The organism is Granulicella aggregans (assembly GCF_014203275.1).
Taxonomy (GTDB): Bacteria; Acidobacteriota; Terriglobia; order Terriglobales; family Acidobacteriaceae; genus Edaphobacter.
Map to the genome: position 1 here is coordinate 477,745 of NZ_JACHIP010000002.1, position 17,054 is coordinate 494,798.

Here is a 17,054-nt window from a genome sequence, read left to right on the forward strand (position 1 = left end):
GAGATTTCTTGTTGGCCATGATCGCGTTCACGAAACTTCCCTTTTCTTAGTTGTCAGAGGGATTCTCGATGCGGTCAACCATAAGAACTTGCACGTCTGCTTTCGCAGGTTCGAGCTTCAGCCCAAGCTGCTCCTGAACGGCAGTGAATACGCTAATGTCTTCTGGTTGGGGATTGTGTTCGATCCTGAACTCCGGGGTAGCTTCCAGTTTGATGTCATAGGCGCCTGTGAGACCTGTTCTGTCGACTATCGGTCGATCGACCATGAAGGTGTTTCGAATGTCGTCGGCGAGGGACACCATCGACTCGCGTGGCATGGCGATGGTCTGATTTCGGCCATGGACGCCGAACAGCCCTCCTTCAGACGCGTCGGGAGCGCTACTCTTGATTTTTTGGCCGTTCCTGCCAACAACGAGCAGGTACACCGGCATCTCTTTGTTCTCTGGGTGAAACTTCAGATTGAACCGCTGGGCTAGCAGCGTCTGCAACATCTGACGGAATTCCCTCTTGGTTGGTGCGGCGTCGCCTTCGGCCTTTGCGGCTATGTCGTAATAGATGTCGTCCTTCCGCTTCGCCTCTGAACTCCATGAAACCTGATAGCTTTTGAGGTTGAATGCCTCCAGAATGAGTTGCGTCGAGTTATAGCCTTCGAGGGTAAGCCGTGAACCCGAGGACGAAAAACCCATCATGACATGGAGGGGACCCTGATGTGGGTGGATGGAAGCAACTTCAAAGGCAAGGGGCGCGGTTGGGGTAGCTAGCAATTGGTTGGGTGAGATGCAACAGAAAAGCCAGGCGGCAACGAAGCTACTCCGGATCACGAATGCTCCTTACGACGAATATTGTGCTCAACATTATCTGTAAAATGCGGGGAATTGCGAATCACCAAGATTTAGCCTGCGTCGAGGAAATCTCTTCAGCCACTAATTCTCAGAAGGCCGTTCTACATGGTCAATAACGAGGAAGCTCAGCGGAGCGTGGGAGGGTTGAAGTTTCAGGCCTAGCTGGTTCTTGAGACTGTCACGGAAGTTAGCGGAGTTGTCATCGATTGCGGCGTCTACGTCCGCGGAATCATGCACCCACGACAGCGTGAAATCGTAGAGCCCAGAGAGACCTGTATCGTCCACGACAGGCCGAGGCATGATGGCGAGTCCAGTCATCGTTGGGATAGACGTGGCGAAGAGCGAGAGCGAAACGGCACGGGCCCCATAGTGCTGGCCGGGCGCTGACGACGGAACATGCGCGATCACACCGCAGATGGGCGGAAGATCGCCTACGGAAGAGGGAGTAGCTGCCGGATGGGGGGCAGAGTCTAAAGATGGGTCAGGCGCAGAACTGACGCAGAAGTCCGATTGGGAGTGCGGCTTCAGATTCGGGCCAGTCGCGCCGTACTTTGCGACGACAAGCGCAAACACGGGAGCGTCCGCTGTCACATATCGAATGACTAGATGGAAGCGGTCTACAAGGAGGGCCTGCATCATAAGGCGCATCTGGTCGATCGACGTATCTGCGGGGGCGCGCGCTGAAATGTCGAAGAACTCAGGCGAGGTGGTGAAGGTGCCTGTCACCCAGGAGGGTGCGTCGGACTTGGGCGCACCGGAGAACATGTTGAAGCGGAGAGCGAGCTCCTGCGTACCGGACAGCTTGTAGGCAAACGTTATATAGCGCCACAGGGCTTGGTGGGTTGCAATAAACAAACCGCTGGCGGCACTGCGGTCGTCGTCGGCGTCTATGGTGCCGTAGACGTTTCCAGCGTCGAGAGGGACATTGCTGCGCGGCGAAGCGTCTGGTTTGCTGGGGCGGACAGCGGCGACGTCGAAGGCGAGTTGCGTGGGGCTAGCTGCGCTCTGGGCGATGGCGGAGCAAGTGGCGAGGTTGCAGACGAAGCAGAGCGCGAAAAGCTTCATGGGAACTTAGACCCCACACGGTCGATAGTGGCTTCTCTATCTAATCATCTTGGCCCGATTCTGAAAATCGGAACATCCCTGGACCTTCTCGCGTAATTGTTGACCACCGGCATTAATAATTTCCTGGCCGCTGCGTCATCCTTATGAAAAATGAGAAGGTGAACCCCTTGGCAGCCGCCAGCGTGACCATACCGTCCACAGCGAGCATCTCGCAACTCTTTGCGGAGCACTACCGGCGCGTGCTGCTTGCGGCTCATCGCATCACGGGCAGCATGGCGGATGCGGAAGACATTGCGCAGGATTTGTTTCTTCGGCTGGCAAGTGCGGACAGACCGATGGAGAACGTCGGCAGCTACCTCTATCGCGCCGCGATTAACGGGGCTCTCGATCTGCTGCGCAGGCGAAAGAGGACCGCGACAGAACCGCTTGACCAGGCAGCGGATGTCGCCTCTGCTAGCCGGGATAGTTCGCCCGAGGCCGAGCTTTCAAGCAGGCAGCTGGGCGATGCATTAAGGATCGCGATCAGCGAGCTGTCGCCAAAGGCCGCCGAGATGTTTGCCTTGCGTTACTTCGAAGAGTTGGGCAACAAAGAGATCGCGACGCTGATGGGAACTTCGCAGGCTGTGGTCGCCGTTACGCTGCACAACGCGCGATCAAGGCTGAAGAGACGACTTATAGAAATGGATGGGAAGATCAATGAGACACGATAGCGAATCCTTACTTGAGACCGCAATTGACGCGATTCACGCCGCTGAACCGGATGCAACGCAGATCTCCGCGTCTACCGGAAGAGTGGCGGCTCGTCTCGGCATCGACTCGACGAGCGCGATCAATCTCTCGGCTCGCTCGGCGATTGAGAGCTGCGTTGACGTGCAGCATATGCTCGGATCGTATCGAGCCGGAACACTCTCTGACGCTCGTGCACTTGTGATTCGCGCCCACCTGAAAGATTGTGGCGAGTGTCACCGCTCCAACGCCGCTGGCCCGGGAAAGCCGGCGCTGGACTGGTCCACTCCTCAGCCCGTGCGCACTTCTGCATGGAACCTTCGCGCATTCCGCTGGGCACTGGCGGCCACTCTCGCGGTCCTTACTCTGACCTTCTTCCTCTATCGCGCGTTCTGGCAGGTTCCTCCCGGAGTTCGCGCCGAGGTGAAATCGCTGGATGGCACTGCCTACCGCATCTCGGAGGCAGGCGACGCGCCGCTCTTGGTTGGCGACAAGCTGAACGAAGGCGACCATGTGCGGATGGGCGGAGGAGCCCACGCATCACTTCAGCTCTCGGACGGCTCAACCGTCGAGGTAAACGAACGAAGCGTTCTCGCGGTTGGCGCGAGAGGACGAAATATGACGGTCGCTGTCGATAATGGAGCGGTCATCGTGCAGGCGGCGAAACGCACCTCAGGCCACCTCTATGTGAAGACACCGGACTGCCGTGTGGCCGTCACTGGAACCGTCTTTTCAGTAAACGCTGGCATCAAAGGTTCACGCGTCGCCGTATTGCAAGGCACCGTGCATGTGACTCACGCGGGACTAGACACGCTGATGCATGCGGGCGATCAGGTATCGACGAACGACAATCTGAGCTCGGAGCCGGTGGAGCAGCAGATCGCCTGGAGCCGCGACCTCGACAAGTATCTTCCTCTGCTCGCGCAGTTCAGCACGCTGCAGCGTCGCATTGATCAGATCCCCACACCACAGCTCAGGTACACGAGCGATCTGCTCGCTCGCGTTCCCTCCAATACGTTGCTCTACGTCAGCATTCCCAACCTCGGCAACTTTCTGAGTGAGGCGAACAACATCTTCCACGATCAGTTGAAGCAGAGCCCTGCGCTTCAGCAGTGGTGGGAGAATGGTTCGCACCACAACACAGCGGAACTGGACGATCTCGTCGAGAAGCTTCACCAGGTGAGCGAATACCTCGGCGATGAAGTCGTGATCGTCGGCGTTCAGCAGACAGGGGACGCAAAGTCTCACCCTGATTTTGCGATCGTCGCCGATCTTCAGAAGAGCGGCCTGGGCGATGTCCTGAGGACTTCGGCCCCTTCTATCACCCTGGTTGACGAGGCTTCGCTTGCTGTCGCTTCCGACCCGGCATCAAACCAGCGTGGGCCGTATGCCCTTGTGCGGCAACATGAGGTCGTCTTCTCAAGCAGTGTTGCGATCTTGAAACAGATGAATGCCCAGTTGAATAGCGGGCCGAGCGGCTTTGCCACGGGAGACTTTGGAAAGCAGATCACCGCTGCCTACGGTCGCGGCGCGGGAGTCATTCTCGCCGCAGACCTCCACCAGATGCTGCACACGGCCTCCGATCTCAGCCACGACAGTCCAGCCAAGCTCAACGCACTGCAGAACAGCGGCATGGATGGAGTCCGCTACCTGATCGCCGAACATCGCGAGCGGAATGGCTTGCCTGAAAACCATGTCAATCTGCAGTTCGCCGGTACTCGGCAGGGAGCGGCTTCATGGCTCGCGGGCCCAGCGCCCATCGGGTCGCTCGAGTTTGTCACACCGAATGCCGCCGTCGCGGTCGCATTTCTTTCGAAGGACCCCGCAGCCATCGCGGACGACATCATGAAAATGGCTCAACCCTCCGGGAACAGCGACTGGAGCGACGCGGAGGCGAAGCTGAAGATCAGCGTCCGCAACGATCTCGCCGCAAACCTTGGCGGCGACTTCCTGCTCTCCCTCGATGGCGCAGTGCTGCCAACGCCCGCATGGAAAGCCGTGGTTGAAGTTCGCAACTCAGGCCAGCTTGAGAAGACCCTCGAGCGATTGACCGGCGCCATTCGCAACCAAGGCAACGGCAGCCATACACACAACATCGCCATCCAGTCGAGCCAGAGTGACGGTCAGATCTTTTACTCGATCAACGACCTGACCTCCGGTGCTACGGTCGCGCAATACGTCTTTGCCAATGGCTACATGATCATGGCTCCCGATCGCGCCATCCTGTTGAAGGCCCTGCATGCGCAATCAAGCGGCAACTCGCTGGCACGTTCCGCGGCTTTCAAAGCGCTGCTGCCCACAGATGAGAATGCGAACTACTCCGCCATCGCCTATCAGAATGTTGGTCCGGTGTTGACGCCATTGCTCACTCACCTGAGCGGCGAAGCGGCACAGGCATTGTCCCAACTCGCAGCAGATGGCCGACCGACTGCGATCTGCGCATGGGGGAAGGACAACCGCATCGAGGCCGCCAGCAACAGCCATATCTTTGGCTTTGACCTTCTGGCACTTGAAGCTCTCGTGCATCCTGAAGGGACACGGAACAAGCAGTCAGGTGGAAGCGTAAGTGAATAGCATGGGAACGATTGAACTCGATGCGCTCGAGGTCCGGCTCGGTGGCCGCGCCATCCTCAACGGGCTTAGCGGATCGCTGCGTGGCCAGGCGATTGGACTGCTTGGCCCGAACGGGGCGGGCAAGTCTACGCTGATCAATACGCTGCTTGGCTTTCACCGTGCAACAAGTGGAACAGCCCGCGTCTTCGGTCTCGATACCTATCGTGACCGGGCCCAGATCCGCGGCGGCATCGGATATATGCCGGAGAACGACTCCTTCATCGGCAATATGAGCGGCGTACGCTTCGTCCGCTACATGGCAGAGCTTGCCGGCCTGCCCTCGGCAGAGGCTCTGGAACGCGCCCATGAAGCGCTCTTCTACGTTGGGCTCGGGGAGGTCCGTTATCGCAAGGTGAACACTTACTCTCTTGGCATGAAGCAGCTCATCAAGCTTGCACAGGCACTCGCGCATGGGCCAAGACTGCTGATCCTCGATGAGCCCACCAACGGCCTCGATCCCATCGCTCGTCAGCGCATGATTCAACTGATCCAGCAGATTCGCAAGGAAGGCAGCGTCCGCCTGCTCATCTCCTCGCACCTGCTTCGAGACATCGATGAGACCTGCGACGAAGTCCTTATCCTGAAGAGCGGGCGCATCGCGGCCTTATGCAACATCGAAGAAGAGCGGCGTTCGAACCGCAGCTTCATGGAGCTTGAAACAGTGGGCGCGACGGAAAGTTTCTCTGTAAGCATACGTGGCCTCGGCTGCGAGGTCGCCTGCTTCCCCGGCGGCCGCATCAAGCTCGTGCTTCCGGAACACGTCGAGGCCCGCGACCTTTATCTCATCGCCTCTGAACAGAAGGTGCAGATTCGCCGCATGCATGTACGCCGGGACTCGCTTGAGGACATCTTTCTCCGAGCGATGGACTACGGCCCGATGGACAACGGCGTGATGGTCACAGAAGGAGGACGCCCCGCACATGTCCATCCATAAACATGACTACCGCGCCTATACCGGCAGGGTAACTCCAGTCTGGACGCGCATCTTTGTGCTCGGGCGATACAGCCTGGCCGAAGCCTGGAGCTCGAAGTTCACCACCGTGCTCTTTGTCGTCTGCTTGATCCCCCCGATTGGTGCCCTCTTCACCATTTATCTCGCCAACAATCCAGCCGCAAGGCTGCTGATGGGCAACGTTGGCCCGCGCGTGCTCGCTATAGATGGAGCATTCTTCCTCAATGTGCTGACGATCCAGTCATGGCTGGCGATGGCGCTCGCGTCGTGGATTGCGCCGCGACTGATCACGCTCGACCTTGTCGACAACGCGCTGCCCATTCTGTTGAGCCATCCTATCTCGCGCTTCGGCTATGTTCTTGGCAAGTGCGTTGCTTTGTTTGCCACTCTCTCCATAGTCACCTGGGTTCCATGCCTGCTGCTCTTTGCCTACCAGGGATACGCTTCGCCGGTGCCGTGGGCGGCGGCGAACCTTCGTATCGCGGTTGGGATGTTCGCTGGATCACTGGTATGGATTGGGCTGATATCGCTTCTCGGCCTAGCACTTTCTTCCTGGGTCAAATGGAGAGTGGTCGCCACCGGCATCATCTTTGCGGCGATCCTCGTCCCGGCAGGCGTCGGAGCCATTGTCAGCGAAGTGCTGCGCACCAAGTGGGGACTTCTCCTCAACCTTCCGCTCGTAGCCTTTTCCCTCTGGCAGAGGTTGCTGGGCCTGCACGATCACGTCGACGAGCTAAAAAAACTTCCTGTGGGAGCCATTCTCGCGGTGCTTGCACTGGCCTGCTGCCTCTTTGTCGTGATGCTGAACAAGCGCATCCGCGCTCGCGAGGTGGTCCGCGGATGAACGATCAGATCATCTTCGAAGATGTCTCCAAGTTCTATGGTGAGGTCCTTGGCGTGAATCGCGTCTCGCTTACCATCCCGCCTGGTATTACGACCCTTGTAGGCCCCAATGGATCGGGCAAAACGACCCTGATGAACCTCTTGACAGGCCTCGTGCAACCATCGAGCGGAAGCATCTCGGTAATGGGGCTATCTTCTCGTGACGCGAATAAATTCTTCGCAACCGTGGGATATTGCACCCAGTTCGACTTCTTTCCACGCGGCATTACCGGATGGCAATTCCTTCTGGACAGCCTGATGCTGCATGGGATGAGTAAACTCGCGGCCATCCAGTTGGCAGAAGAGTCGCTTCAACGAGTGCAGCTTGATAAGACCGCTGCGTGGCGAAAGATAGACGGCTACAGCAAGGGAATGCGCCAGAAGATTCGGCTCGCACAGGCCATCGCGCACAGGCCCAGAGTACTCGTTCTCGATGAGCCGTTGAACGGCTTGGACCCCATGGCTCGCGCAGAATCCATGGCGCTCTTCGAGGAACTCGGACGGCAAGGAATTCATCTCATCATCTCCAGCCACATACTTGATGAAGTGGACCGCATCTCTGATCGTGTTGTGCTGATCACCGGCGGATACCTGATCGCCGAAGGCAACATCCATCAGGTGCGGCAGGAGGTGCGCGAGAAGCCCATGCAGGTGCTCGTCCGCTGCGATCGTCCGGAGGCACTCGCATCCAAAATGTTCGCGATGAACCACTGTGTCGAAGCCAGGCTGCATCCGGATGGAAGAGGCATCTTTCTACGCACCGGTGACGTGGACCAGTTCTATTCGATTCTGAATGACATCGCCACGGAGGGGACAGTGAAGATCGAAGCAGTAGCTCCCGCCGATGACGATGCCCATGCGATCTACCAGTACCTCATCGGTTCCGAGGGAGGCACGCTATGATGCAGCAAGCTGGTGCCGGCAGGCGAAGAGATTTTATGCAACAGCCATGGGCTCTCTGGCGGCTGCAGGCGAAACGTCTTACCCAGATTGAACTAAGACGGAATCTCTTTTCGTGGAGAGCGACCTGGATTTATTTTCTAGCGTTTATTCCAACTCTAATCATCTTCATCCACATCCTGTTTAACGAACATGACGCATCTTCTTTCAACGACGACACCCAGGTGCTCGCGGGTATTATTCAGCTTTACTACATCCGGCTCGGGGTCTTCTTTGGCTGTCTGGGTATCTTCTCGCGTCTCATTCGCGGCGAGATGATCGAGCGCAGCCTGCACTTCTACCTGTTATCTCCGGTCAGGCGTGAAGTCCTTTTGCTATCCAAGTTCGCGGCTGGATCGGCCGCGGCGGTGCTTCTCTTCGTCACGGCTACTATCGTTGATTTCGCCTTGATGTATCTTCCTTTCGGCGCTGCGGGAAGAGACTACGTATTCAATGGTCCTGGTCTCGGACAGTTAGAGGCGTACGTTCTGATCATCGTGCTCGCCTGCCTCGGGTATGGAGCGGTCTTTCTTCTATTGAGCATGGTGTTCAAGAATCCAACTCCCGGCGCACTGCTCTTTCTCGGATGGGAGGCAATCAATCCGGTCTTGCCATCTATACTCCAACGGCTCAGTGTCGCCTCCTACCTTCGCCACTTGATGCCAGTCGATGTCGGTGCGAAAGGCTTCATCGCGCTGCTCACTGTGGAGACGGAACCAGTCTCAGGCTTGGCTGCAACGCTCGGCTTGCTTCTGCTGATAACGGCAGTACTGCTTTACTCCTGCTATCGCATTCGGACGCTCGAGATCCGCTATACAACAGAGTAGTCAGCCTGCGCTTTACTTTGATGACGGGCCTATGTCGACGGTGCTTTCAAGGAAGACAGGGCCGATGAGCCCCGATGGAAGCAGGGGCGAAGTTGCCGTGTATTTGCGGATGTTCGTCGTCGTGAATCTCTGCGTGGTATTCGGCTGGGCGTCGCCGATGATGCGGTTTGGCCAAAGGTTCGTCACATCGAGTTCGATCACGTTCTCGCCTTCGCTGAGACTGGCCGTGATATCGAGTCGATAGGGCATGGCCCAGATGGTTCCGACAGGCTTTCCGTTGATGCGAACCGTGCAGATTTCACGCACGTCAGTCAATTTGAGATAGACGTGTTCGTCTTTGCCAACGTGATGGCTGATTGTGGTGCGGTACGTTGCGGTGCCGGAGAAGTACTTGATGGCAGGGTTCGAAGACTCAGACCAAGATGCGAATCTATCCACCGCAACGGCCCCGACCGGAGCACCGCGATTTGGCTGAAAGGCGATCGTCCACTGGCTTGGAGGAAGCTGTTTGGAGGCTGGTTTGGGATTGTTCTCGACGACACGGGCGGAGTTCGAGGCGGATGAGTTGGTGAAGACCACGAAGACCGAGCCGAAGGGGGCCAGATGCAAGTGAAGGCTCGTGCCTTCCCCTGTCTTGCTGTAACGGACAGCTCGTTGCATCGTGCCGTCGACCGCGTTCCAAAGCTGCGGGGCGAGGCCTGTAACGCGGAAAGTCGCGGGGGTGTCGACCGCAAGAGAAGACCTGTTGCGAACAAAGTAAATGTCCGTCGAGCCATCACGGCGATGAATGTAGTCGAGTTGGTGAGAAGCGTCTTCGAAGTCGGGTGTGACGTTGAGCGTCTGGAGCGCCTGGCGGCCATTCGCGGTACACAGTACCTTGCCCGCACCGTAAGGGTGTGCCGCGGGGCAGAGATCCCAGAGCGCGTGGGTGAGCGCGGCGAAACGGTCGGCTGAGGGCTGGTCGACGATGCCCGTTGGGGCGAGGGGCGACTCGCCGGCAAGGTTGCCGCCCTGCTTGACGTAGGTGGCAATGCGTTCCAGAGAGGCCAGCGAGAGGCGGCGTCCCTTGGGCATCACAACCAGCCTGTAGGCGTTGCCCATCGGGCTCTCGATGACTCCAGACTTCACTTCGAGGTTGTGCAGGAGGGCATCTTCATTGGTGACGTCGTAGTCGTAGCCAGGCAGCACATGAGCGGGATCGTCCTGCTTAAGGCGAACGAAGTTGGGAACTTCATCGCCATAAAAGTAGAGGACGTCATCTACCGCGTGACCTTGCTGGAGGAGGAACTGAGAACGATTGAGGTAGAGAAAGAAATCGCCGCCCTGATTCCACCAGGTGACACGCGGATTGAGATGAGTTCCGGCGAAGTATTCGTTACCAGGAAGGCCGAAGGATGCGGGCGACGAGGTGAACTCGTGCCACACGAGGCGGTTCATGCCCTCGGTGAGAGCCTGGTCGAAGGAAGGCTTGAGATCCGTCGCGAGCGACTCGCTCCACTGCGGACCGATGCTGGTCATACCCTCCTGAGCAACGATCGGTTTGCCGTAAATATCTGCGGCGCTCGCGGCTTCCTTGGTGAAGAAGCGATCCTGATCGGTCGAGCGATGTTCGTTGGATTGTGCCCAGTATTCGGTCTGGGGCACGGCGGCAGAACGGAAGGTTTCGAGAGCGTCGAGAGGAGCGCTATGCGGACCTCCGGACTCACACTCGATGCCGAGGCCGTACTCCCTAGCTCGCTCGGCCATGTGGTCGTAGTGGTCGGTCACGAGGTCGCCGACGGTGCGGCGCAGATCGTTGAGAAAACGCTCGCTGGTGGCGCGATCGGTGACAATGCGTCCAGCGACGACGGGAAGGTACGGAACTGGATCGTAGCCGCGGCGTGCACGGAACTCCGCTTGAAAACGGCTGGTCCAGTTAGTGCCGCCAAGCTCCCAGGAGTCGCTGGCAAGATTGATGAGTGACTTGCCAAGATAGGGCCGGCCGGCCTCGAGAAGTGGAACGACGGTGTGTGTCCAGTAGGTATCGAAGGCCTCGCGATCCAGATAATCAATAGCCAGGCCCTGCCAGGCTCCGCTCGCGGTCGAGACGCGGGCGTCGGAGTCTGTATAGCCGATGCAAAGGACTTCCCACGGGCCGCGAGTAGGTGGCTGCCAGTCGGTGTGGCCTGCGGCATCAACCTGATCCGCTATGTTGACGACGCCGACGAGGGGTGTGTCCGCGTCAAGCGATGAAGCGGAGGCATCGCCCAGGAGGCGCTCGGTAGAAGGCATGGAGAAGCCGCCCTCAGCGGAGGCCGTCTTGAGATTGAGAAGGGCGATGGGCTTGCGCGTGTCGCTTGACTTTCCGGGAAGTGCCAGACCATGAGTAAGTGGGTAAGCGAGGACCGCAATCTGGCGATAGAACCCGTTCTTGCTGGGAGGCGCGGGAAGGTTGCCGTCGAAGTGCTGAGTTGGAAGCGTGGTGCGAGAGAAGGTAAGAATTTTGGAAGCGTCGGAAGGCACGACATCCGGGCCACCGAGATTCCAGCCGCTGGTGATGTTGAGCGTAACCTCGAGATGGAGTTCCGCGGCGACCTTAAGTGCGTGGATGTACAGCTTCGTCCACTCCGGGCTGCCGAAGGTAGGGCCGGGAGGGACTTCGGCGTTCCCGGACTGGTTGGATCCGTTGGCATCGACGAGGAGGACGCCACCAAAGCCTTTACGGCTCATCTCGGTGAGTTCGTAGGTGATGGTGTCTTCGGTGGTGTTGCCGTTGAGCCACCACCAGTAGCAACGGAGTTTAGCTTGTGAAGGGGGATTCTGGAATCCTTCGCGCAGCTTCGCTGCAGAGGTCACATTCTGTGCGAGCGCATAGGGGGAAAGGAGCGCCGCCAGCAGGAAGGCGAGGATCGGCTTCGGACAAATGAGCATGGCACCTTAGTCCTGCAATGTTCGTTAGGAGAAGAACCAATCCCAGGGCGTAACGCCCCGGGATCGAATGGCTGCAGCTCTAAAAGTTGATGCGTCCTGTGAGTTGACCGATGCGCGCGTCGTTCGCCTGCGTGAGGGTAACACTGCCGAACGCGGAGTTCCCGATGCTCGTATTAGGACCGCCAAAGTTCGGGGTGTTGAGAACGTTGAAGAATTCGCCCCGAATCTCGAAGCTCATCCCTTCGCGGATAGCAAAGACCTTGAACAGGGACGCATCGACGAGTGGATGAATTCTCTGGCGGATGTTGAGGACGGTGCTGTTGTTCTGGATCGTATAGGCGAGACGCTGACGGTAGGCAGGTGTGGGCGATAGGCTGTCGCACGCCGGATTCGAGCTGGTGGACTGAACATTGACGCCGCTCGTGTTCTGGTAGCAGGTGTTGAAGTAGCGGCTGTAGGTGGGATTGGGTTGCCGCGGATTGCCAATGATGTCGACCGATCCCGGCGCGGAGATGAGGCTTCCATTCTGCGCACGAAGCACGCTGTTGAGCTGCCATCCGCCGACCAGGAGACGTTCATAGTACGAGCGAGCGGCGAACTTCGGAAGCTCAAGCGTACCGAAGATATTCCCGACAAGCGTAGCGTTTGCATCCTGCACGGAGTACAGGTTCGGGTTTGCGCCGAAGGCGTTGACATAGCCGTTGCGCAGCATGGTCTTGGACCAGGTGAAGTTGCCCTGCAGCGAGAAATGATTGCGCATCGGTCGCGTCACCTGCACCTGGAGCGAGTTGTAGGGAGCGCTTCCGATGGAAGAGTACTGTTCGGTCACCGAACCAAACTCCGGATAGGGCAGAAGCAAGAGGTTGCGAGCGATGGTGGCGTTGTTCAGCGACGTGGTGCCGGTAAACTTGCCAGCCAGCGGATTCGCAACGGCCGCATTGAGATAGGTAACCTCCGCACTGCCCTGGTTGTAGTAGGTCTGCGGCAACACATTGATGTTGTGGTTGACCTCAAGACGCGTTGGGCGATCGCCGACGTATGCGACCTGAAGTGCGAGCGACCCAAAGAACTGCTGTTGCACGCTCAGCGAGTACTGGGCGCTCTTGGGCTGGACATGGTTTGGATCGATGAAGCTGATGCTCTGGCCGAGAGCGGTCGCCAGGCCAAGCGAGCTTCCGGTTGGCGTACTGACTCCCGACGGGAAGGGGTTGGTGAGGCTATTGGTGGGTGCGCTGGTGGTGTAGTTGTTGTAGCTCGTGGTCTGCGAGAAGCCGGTGCCGATGGGCGTTTCAAGCGTATTGAAGTAAATAATGCCGAATCCGGCGCGAGCAACGGTGGTGGGTGTGGCCTGATACGCGGCTCCGATGCGTGGCTGAAAGTTATTCAGATCGCGCGAATAAGGGAGCCGGTTGGAGGCGCTCGCGAACTGCAGTCCACCCTTGAGGTTGAGGCCAACGACCGAGGCCTGGAGGGGGCTCGCGCAGGTGGTGCAGAAGTTCGAGACCTGCTTGTTATAGCGTTCGGTGAAGGGTGACTCGTAGTCCCAGCGAACGCCTAGATTCAGGGTGAGCTTGCTGTTGACGCGCCAGTCGTCCTGCACAAAGGGAGCCATATAGATCTGCTGCAGAGCGTAAGCGGCGGAGTTGTTGAAGGACGCCGAGGAGAAGTCGCCGAGGAGAAGCGAAGCGATGGGATCTCCGGAACTCGCGTCGGAGCCAACGGTTGCGTTGATAGAGTTCTTCTGGGTAAAACGACGATCAAACGCAAAGGCCCCGAATCCGCTCTGTGGGTTTTGCACGTTGTAGCGGATCAGGTTCCCTTCGAAGCCGAAGCGAACAGTGTGCTTGCCGAACGTCTTGGTGAGAATCTCTTCAAGCGAGCCGGTGGTGTCTTCGCTGATCTGCCCGCCGGCTCCTGGAGCAAGACCGGCGTATACGGCGTTGCTGTTGTTGTAGGTGGCGTCGCTGGCAGTAAAGCCGGGGAAGGTGCTATACGGCAGCGAGTTGTTGGCGATGCCGATGGAACTCAGGTCGAAGCCGGAGTTGCCCGGGTAGGTAAGGCCAAAGGGATGGTAGATGAGTCCGAAGCGCGAATCGAGGACCATACTGGAGGAAAACTGGTGGACATCGTCGATACTACCGCCACGGTTGTTTCGATAGACGCTGTAGCCGTATCCTGTGGGTCCGACGCCCTTGGGAAAGCCCTGAAGGGGATACTTCTGCGTGAGCCCGGACCGGAACATGATGGCGTTCAGCTTGTTCTTGGAGCCGAAGGCTTGATCGATGCGCCCGATGAAGGACGGGTAGGTGCTTGGGTAGGAGGTCTGGTTCGAGATGTAGTTGGCCTGGCTGGTGATGGGTGCTCCTGCGACATTAGGCAGAGGTAGGTAGCCGACCAGGGCGGCTCCGGCCGCGTTGATGCGCGAGGCGATGTTGTTGTCCGGGAAGAAGACCGTACGATTGCCATTGGCGTCAACCGGCGAGGTTGGATCGTAGAGCTGCACCCCGGCCTGGCAAAGGCCTGCGCCGTTGAATCCTCCAGTGCAGAGGCCCGAGAAGTCGCCGGCACGCTCGGCTGCCGAAGGAACGCGGGCGTTGTAGTTGATGGCAGTGTGTGAGGCGTAGCGCTCGAAGGCAAACAGGAAGAACGTCTTATCGCGGCCGTCATAAACATGAGGGATCAAGACGGGGCCGTCAATCACGAGGCCGGTCTGGCTGAGTTGGTCGTTGTTGCGGTGGGTGGGCGAAGCCGGGTTTAATGCGCCGTTCTGGTTGGGGACCTTTTCATAGGTGTTGGCGTTGATGTAGGTGTTCTGGAAGGCGTAGTAGGCCGCGCCGTGAATCTTGTTGTTGCCGGAACGGATGACCGTGTTGGTGACCGTTCCGTTGCCATGCCCGATCTGGGCGTCAAAGACGGAGGTTTGGACCTTCACTTCCTGGACGGCCTCAGGCGACGGCACGAACCCCGTGTAACTGGCACCGGAGAAGCGCTCAGCGGGATCGTCAGGGATGCCGTCGAGGGTGAGCCGGTTGTGGCCTCCGTTGCCATCGGAAAGAATCTGTACCGAGACCCCGGAGAAGGGCTGCGTGAACTGGCTCGATTTGCTCTGCATGTAAGCGCCCGTGGTGACACCGGCGGCGAGAGTGGCGAGCACGAAAGGATTGCGCCCAACGTTCGGGAGGTCGGTGACCTCCTTGGTACCAAGCGTCGTGGCAATGTTCGCCGATCCCGCATCGAGCAACGTATTGCTTGCGGTTACGTCTACCGTCTCCGAGGCCGCACCGGGACTGAGCGGAAAGTCGATAACCTGAACGCCGCCAGCAGTGATGACGACATCGTCACGATTCTCCGTCTTGAAGCCGGATGAGGTAACACTGACTTTGTAGGTGCCGGGGTTCAAGGCCGGAAAGTTATAGGTGCCCGCCTCATTTGAGATGCCGGTGGTCTTGAAGTGGGTGGAGACCTCTTCGGCGACCACCGTTGCTCCAACAACCTTGCCGCCAGTTGAGTCGGTGACCTCCCCCTGGATGCCGCCGAGGTAGCGTTGCGCGGGCGCGCTCAAAGTAAAGCCGAAGACGATAGCGAGAGCTAGGGTGAGAATCTGCCTGGTGATGCGACGTGGCACTGGAACCTCCGAAGATTTGAAACGACAGCAAGGTCCTTCAACATGGATTCCGTCAGAGAGGACGGACCACTTAAGTGACTCTGAAAGACGCCTCATCTTCGAGACCTCATACAACGGCAGGCAAGTTAATTTACCGGAAGGCGCAGGCTAGAATTAACCGTAAGAAGAGCAGGTAAACACCTTGCCATCTACAGTTTGCCTCAGCTTGAAATTATTTCGTATGGGGCATGTGAAGAGTGCTCCGGAAGAACAAAGACACACACCGCATGCTAGACTGGTCGCCTTTGGGATAGGGCTGGCATGAACTTTGGAGCGAATTCACTACTGGAAGAATGCCTGGATGAGCCGAGCATCGACGAACGACGCAGCCTGATTGAAAGGGTTGCGTCGAGCCCGCAGCTCAGGCGTTCGGCTCGTCTACGCGACTTCCTGCTCTACGTTGGCGGACAGTCTCTCAAAGGGGGGCAGCCTGAGCTTCACGAACAGGAGATCGGCGCAAAGGTCTTTGGACGTGCGCCTTCATACGATCGGAGCCAGGACAACATCGTCCGCGTGAACGCGACCGAGTTGCGCAAGCGCATTGAGACGTACTTCGCGACCGACGGATCCCATGAGACGCTCATTCTCGAAATTCCTCGCGGAGGGTACAAGCCGGTCTTTCATCGGAGACAAGCGGAGGTCTTCTTCCTCCCAACACCCTCGCCCGAAGTCGCGCGGGTGGATGAGCTTCCGAAGGCTTCCCCGGCGTCCGTACTAAGAATCGGAATCCGTGCGCATCTTGTCTGGGCCGTGATTGCTGTGGCGCTCACCGTAATCTGTGCGCTCCTCCTGCGGCAGAATCTGGCTCTCCGTTCCTCTGGTGGCCAGTGGAGTGGACGACCCGAAGTCGAGGCGTTTTGGAAAGGCTTCGTCAAGGGGCAACAGGAGATCGATGTCGTACTACCGGACGCTTCGGTCACTCTAAGCGAGGAGGTGACGCATCAGCGGATGACGTTGACCGACTATCTGAACCACAACTATGTGCAGCAGGAGCTAACGGCACCCTTGAGTGCTGACCGCGTCAGTGATCTCCACAGTATCTTTGACCACAATCTAGTAACGCTAGGCGACTTCCACGCGGCGCAACAGATTCTTGCGCTGCCTACCTTGGCTCCCATGCTGCACCTTGTACTCTCGCGTTATTACACAGCGGACTCGATCCAGCGCAATAGCTTCATCCTGCTTGGCGGACGAAAGGCAAACCCTTGGATGGGACTCTTCACTGATCGGATGAACTTCAACGTGGACTTCGGACCGCATAATGAGACTTTCGTGACAAACCGGCATCCGCACACGGGAGAGCAGCCGACCTACACGGCATGGACCGATCCGAGCGGCTCGACGACCGTGTACAGCGTCATCGCTTATCTACCGAATCTTAGCCACACTGGAAGCGTCATCGTGCTGGCCGGCACCGACTCCAGCGCGACCAGCGCGGCAGCAGAGTTTCTAACGTCGGAAAATTCCATGACAGGCTTCCGAAGCATGCTGCACGCAGAGAAGCTACCTTACTTCGAAGTGCTCCTGAAGAGTTCACGCGTGAGCGGAACTCTGTTTAGCTCGGAGATGGTGGGCTACAGAACCTATCCGGAGACTCCGTGAAGATGCGCAACGCTCTTGTAGCGACGAGCCCTG

At 58.2% G+C, this 17,054-nt stretch carries 11 protein-coding genes; 7 read left to right on the forward strand and 4 right to left on the reverse strand.

Translation table 11 applies throughout. The features are described from left to right. Positions 1 to 46 precede the first annotated feature (46 nt). Both HDF16_RS07455 and HDF16_RS07460 read right to left on the reverse strand, forming a co-directional pair. Entirely contained in the window at positions 47 to 820 is a 774-nt protein-coding gene (locus HDF16_RS07455; protein ID WP_184215054.1) for a TIGR03435 family protein, read from the reverse strand. 102 nt (positions 821 to 922) lie between these two features. Beyond that, positions 923 to 1,906, reverse strand: a complete 984-nt coding sequence (locus HDF16_RS07460; RefSeq protein WP_184215058.1) for a TIGR03435 family protein — start codon at positions 1,904 to 1,906, stop codon at positions 923 to 925. Between the two features lie 158 nt (positions 1,907 to 2,064). Between HDF16_RS07460 and HDF16_RS07465 the strand changes: the two genes are divergently transcribed. The 6 genes from HDF16_RS07465 to HDF16_RS07490 are packed head-to-tail and all read left to right on the forward strand — an operon-like array spanning position 2,065 to position 8,845. Continuing rightward, positions 2,065 to 2,616 (forward strand): sigma-70 family RNA polymerase sigma factor, encoded by a 552-nt coding sequence (locus HDF16_RS07465; RefSeq protein WP_184215061.1) that lies wholly within the window; start codon positions 2,065 to 2,067, stop codon positions 2,614 to 2,616. After that, complete coding sequence (locus HDF16_RS07470) at positions 2,603 to 5,206, forward strand: FecR domain-containing protein (protein WP_184215065.1); 2,604 nt, start codon at positions 2,603 to 2,605, stop codon at positions 5,204 to 5,206. Before HDF16_RS07465 ends, HDF16_RS07470 begins: the two co-directional genes overlap by 14 nt. Position 5,207: 1 nt before the next feature. After that, a complete protein-coding gene (locus HDF16_RS07475; protein WP_246408958.1) occupies positions 5,208 to 6,179 on the forward strand; it encodes an ABC transporter ATP-binding protein in 972 nt (323 codons plus the stop codon). Next, a complete protein-coding gene (locus HDF16_RS07480) occupies positions 6,166 to 7,041 on the forward strand; it encodes a hypothetical protein (RefSeq protein WP_184215068.1) in 876 nt (291 codons plus the stop codon). Before HDF16_RS07475 ends, HDF16_RS07480 begins: the two co-directional genes overlap by 14 nt. Continuing rightward, the gene (locus HDF16_RS07485) at positions 7,038 to 7,982 is read left to right on the forward strand and encodes an ABC transporter ATP-binding protein (RefSeq protein ID WP_184215070.1); all 945 of its coding nucleotides are present in this window, start codon (positions 7,038 to 7,040) and stop codon (positions 7,980 to 7,982) included. Before HDF16_RS07480 ends, HDF16_RS07485 begins: the two co-directional genes overlap by 4 nt. A 35-nt stretch (positions 7,983 to 8,017) precedes the next feature. Next, complete coding sequence (locus tag HDF16_RS07490; protein ID WP_184215073.1) at positions 8,018 to 8,845, forward strand: ABC transporter permease; 828 nt, start codon at positions 8,018 to 8,020, stop codon at positions 8,843 to 8,845. Between the two features lie 12 nt (positions 8,846 to 8,857). Here HDF16_RS07490 and HDF16_RS07495 read toward each other — a convergent pair whose 3' ends face one another. After that, complete coding sequence (locus tag HDF16_RS07495; protein WP_184215077.1) at positions 8,858 to 11,755, reverse strand: glycosyl hydrolase; 2,898 nt, start codon at positions 11,753 to 11,755, stop codon at positions 8,858 to 8,860. Between the two features lie 79 nt (positions 11,756 to 11,834). Continuing rightward, positions 11,835 to 15,380, reverse strand: coding sequence for a TonB-dependent receptor (locus tag HDF16_RS07500; RefSeq protein WP_348641268.1), 3,546 nt, complete (start codon positions 15,378 to 15,380; stop codon positions 11,835 to 11,837). 300 nt (positions 15,381 to 15,680) lie between these two features. On the opposite strand from HDF16_RS07500, the gene HDF16_RS07505 reads away from it, so the two are divergent. Then, positions 15,681 to 17,021 carry a hypothetical protein gene (locus HDF16_RS07505; protein ID WP_246408845.1) on the forward strand — a complete coding sequence of 447 codons (1,341 nt, stop codon included), beginning with the start codon at positions 15,681 to 15,683 and terminating at the stop codon, positions 17,019 to 17,021. The last annotated feature ends 33 nt before the right edge of the window (positions 17,022 to 17,054 follow it).

Coding starts and splice junctions, on each gene's coding strand:
- HDF16_RS07490 (WP_184215073.1), top strand. CDS start 8,018: ATGCAACAGCCATGGGCTCTCTGGCGGCTGCAGGCGAAACGTCTTACC.
- HDF16_RS07505 (WP_246408845.1), top strand. CDS start 15,681: ATGAACTTTGGAGCGAATTCACTACTGGAAGAATGCCTGGATGAGCCG.
- HDF16_RS07480 (WP_184215068.1), top strand. CDS start 6,166: ATGTCCATCCATAAACATGACTACCGCGCCTATACCGGCAGGGTAACT.
- HDF16_RS07460 (WP_184215058.1), bottom strand. CDS start 1,906: ATGAAGCTTTTCGCGCTCTGCTTCGTCTGCAACCTCGCCACTTGCTCC.
- HDF16_RS07475 (WP_246408958.1), top strand. CDS start 5,208: ATGGGAACGATTGAACTCGATGCGCTCGAGGTCCGGCTCGGTGGCCGC.
- HDF16_RS07470 (WP_184215065.1), top strand. CDS start 2,603: ATGAGACACGATAGCGAATCCTTACTTGAGACCGCAATTGACGCGATT.
- HDF16_RS07495 (WP_184215077.1), bottom strand. CDS start 11,755: ATGCTCATTTGTCCGAAGCCGATCCTCGCCTTCCTGCTGGCGGCGCTC.
- HDF16_RS07485 (WP_184215070.1), top strand. CDS start 7,038: ATGAACGATCAGATCATCTTCGAAGATGTCTCCAAGTTCTATGGTGAG.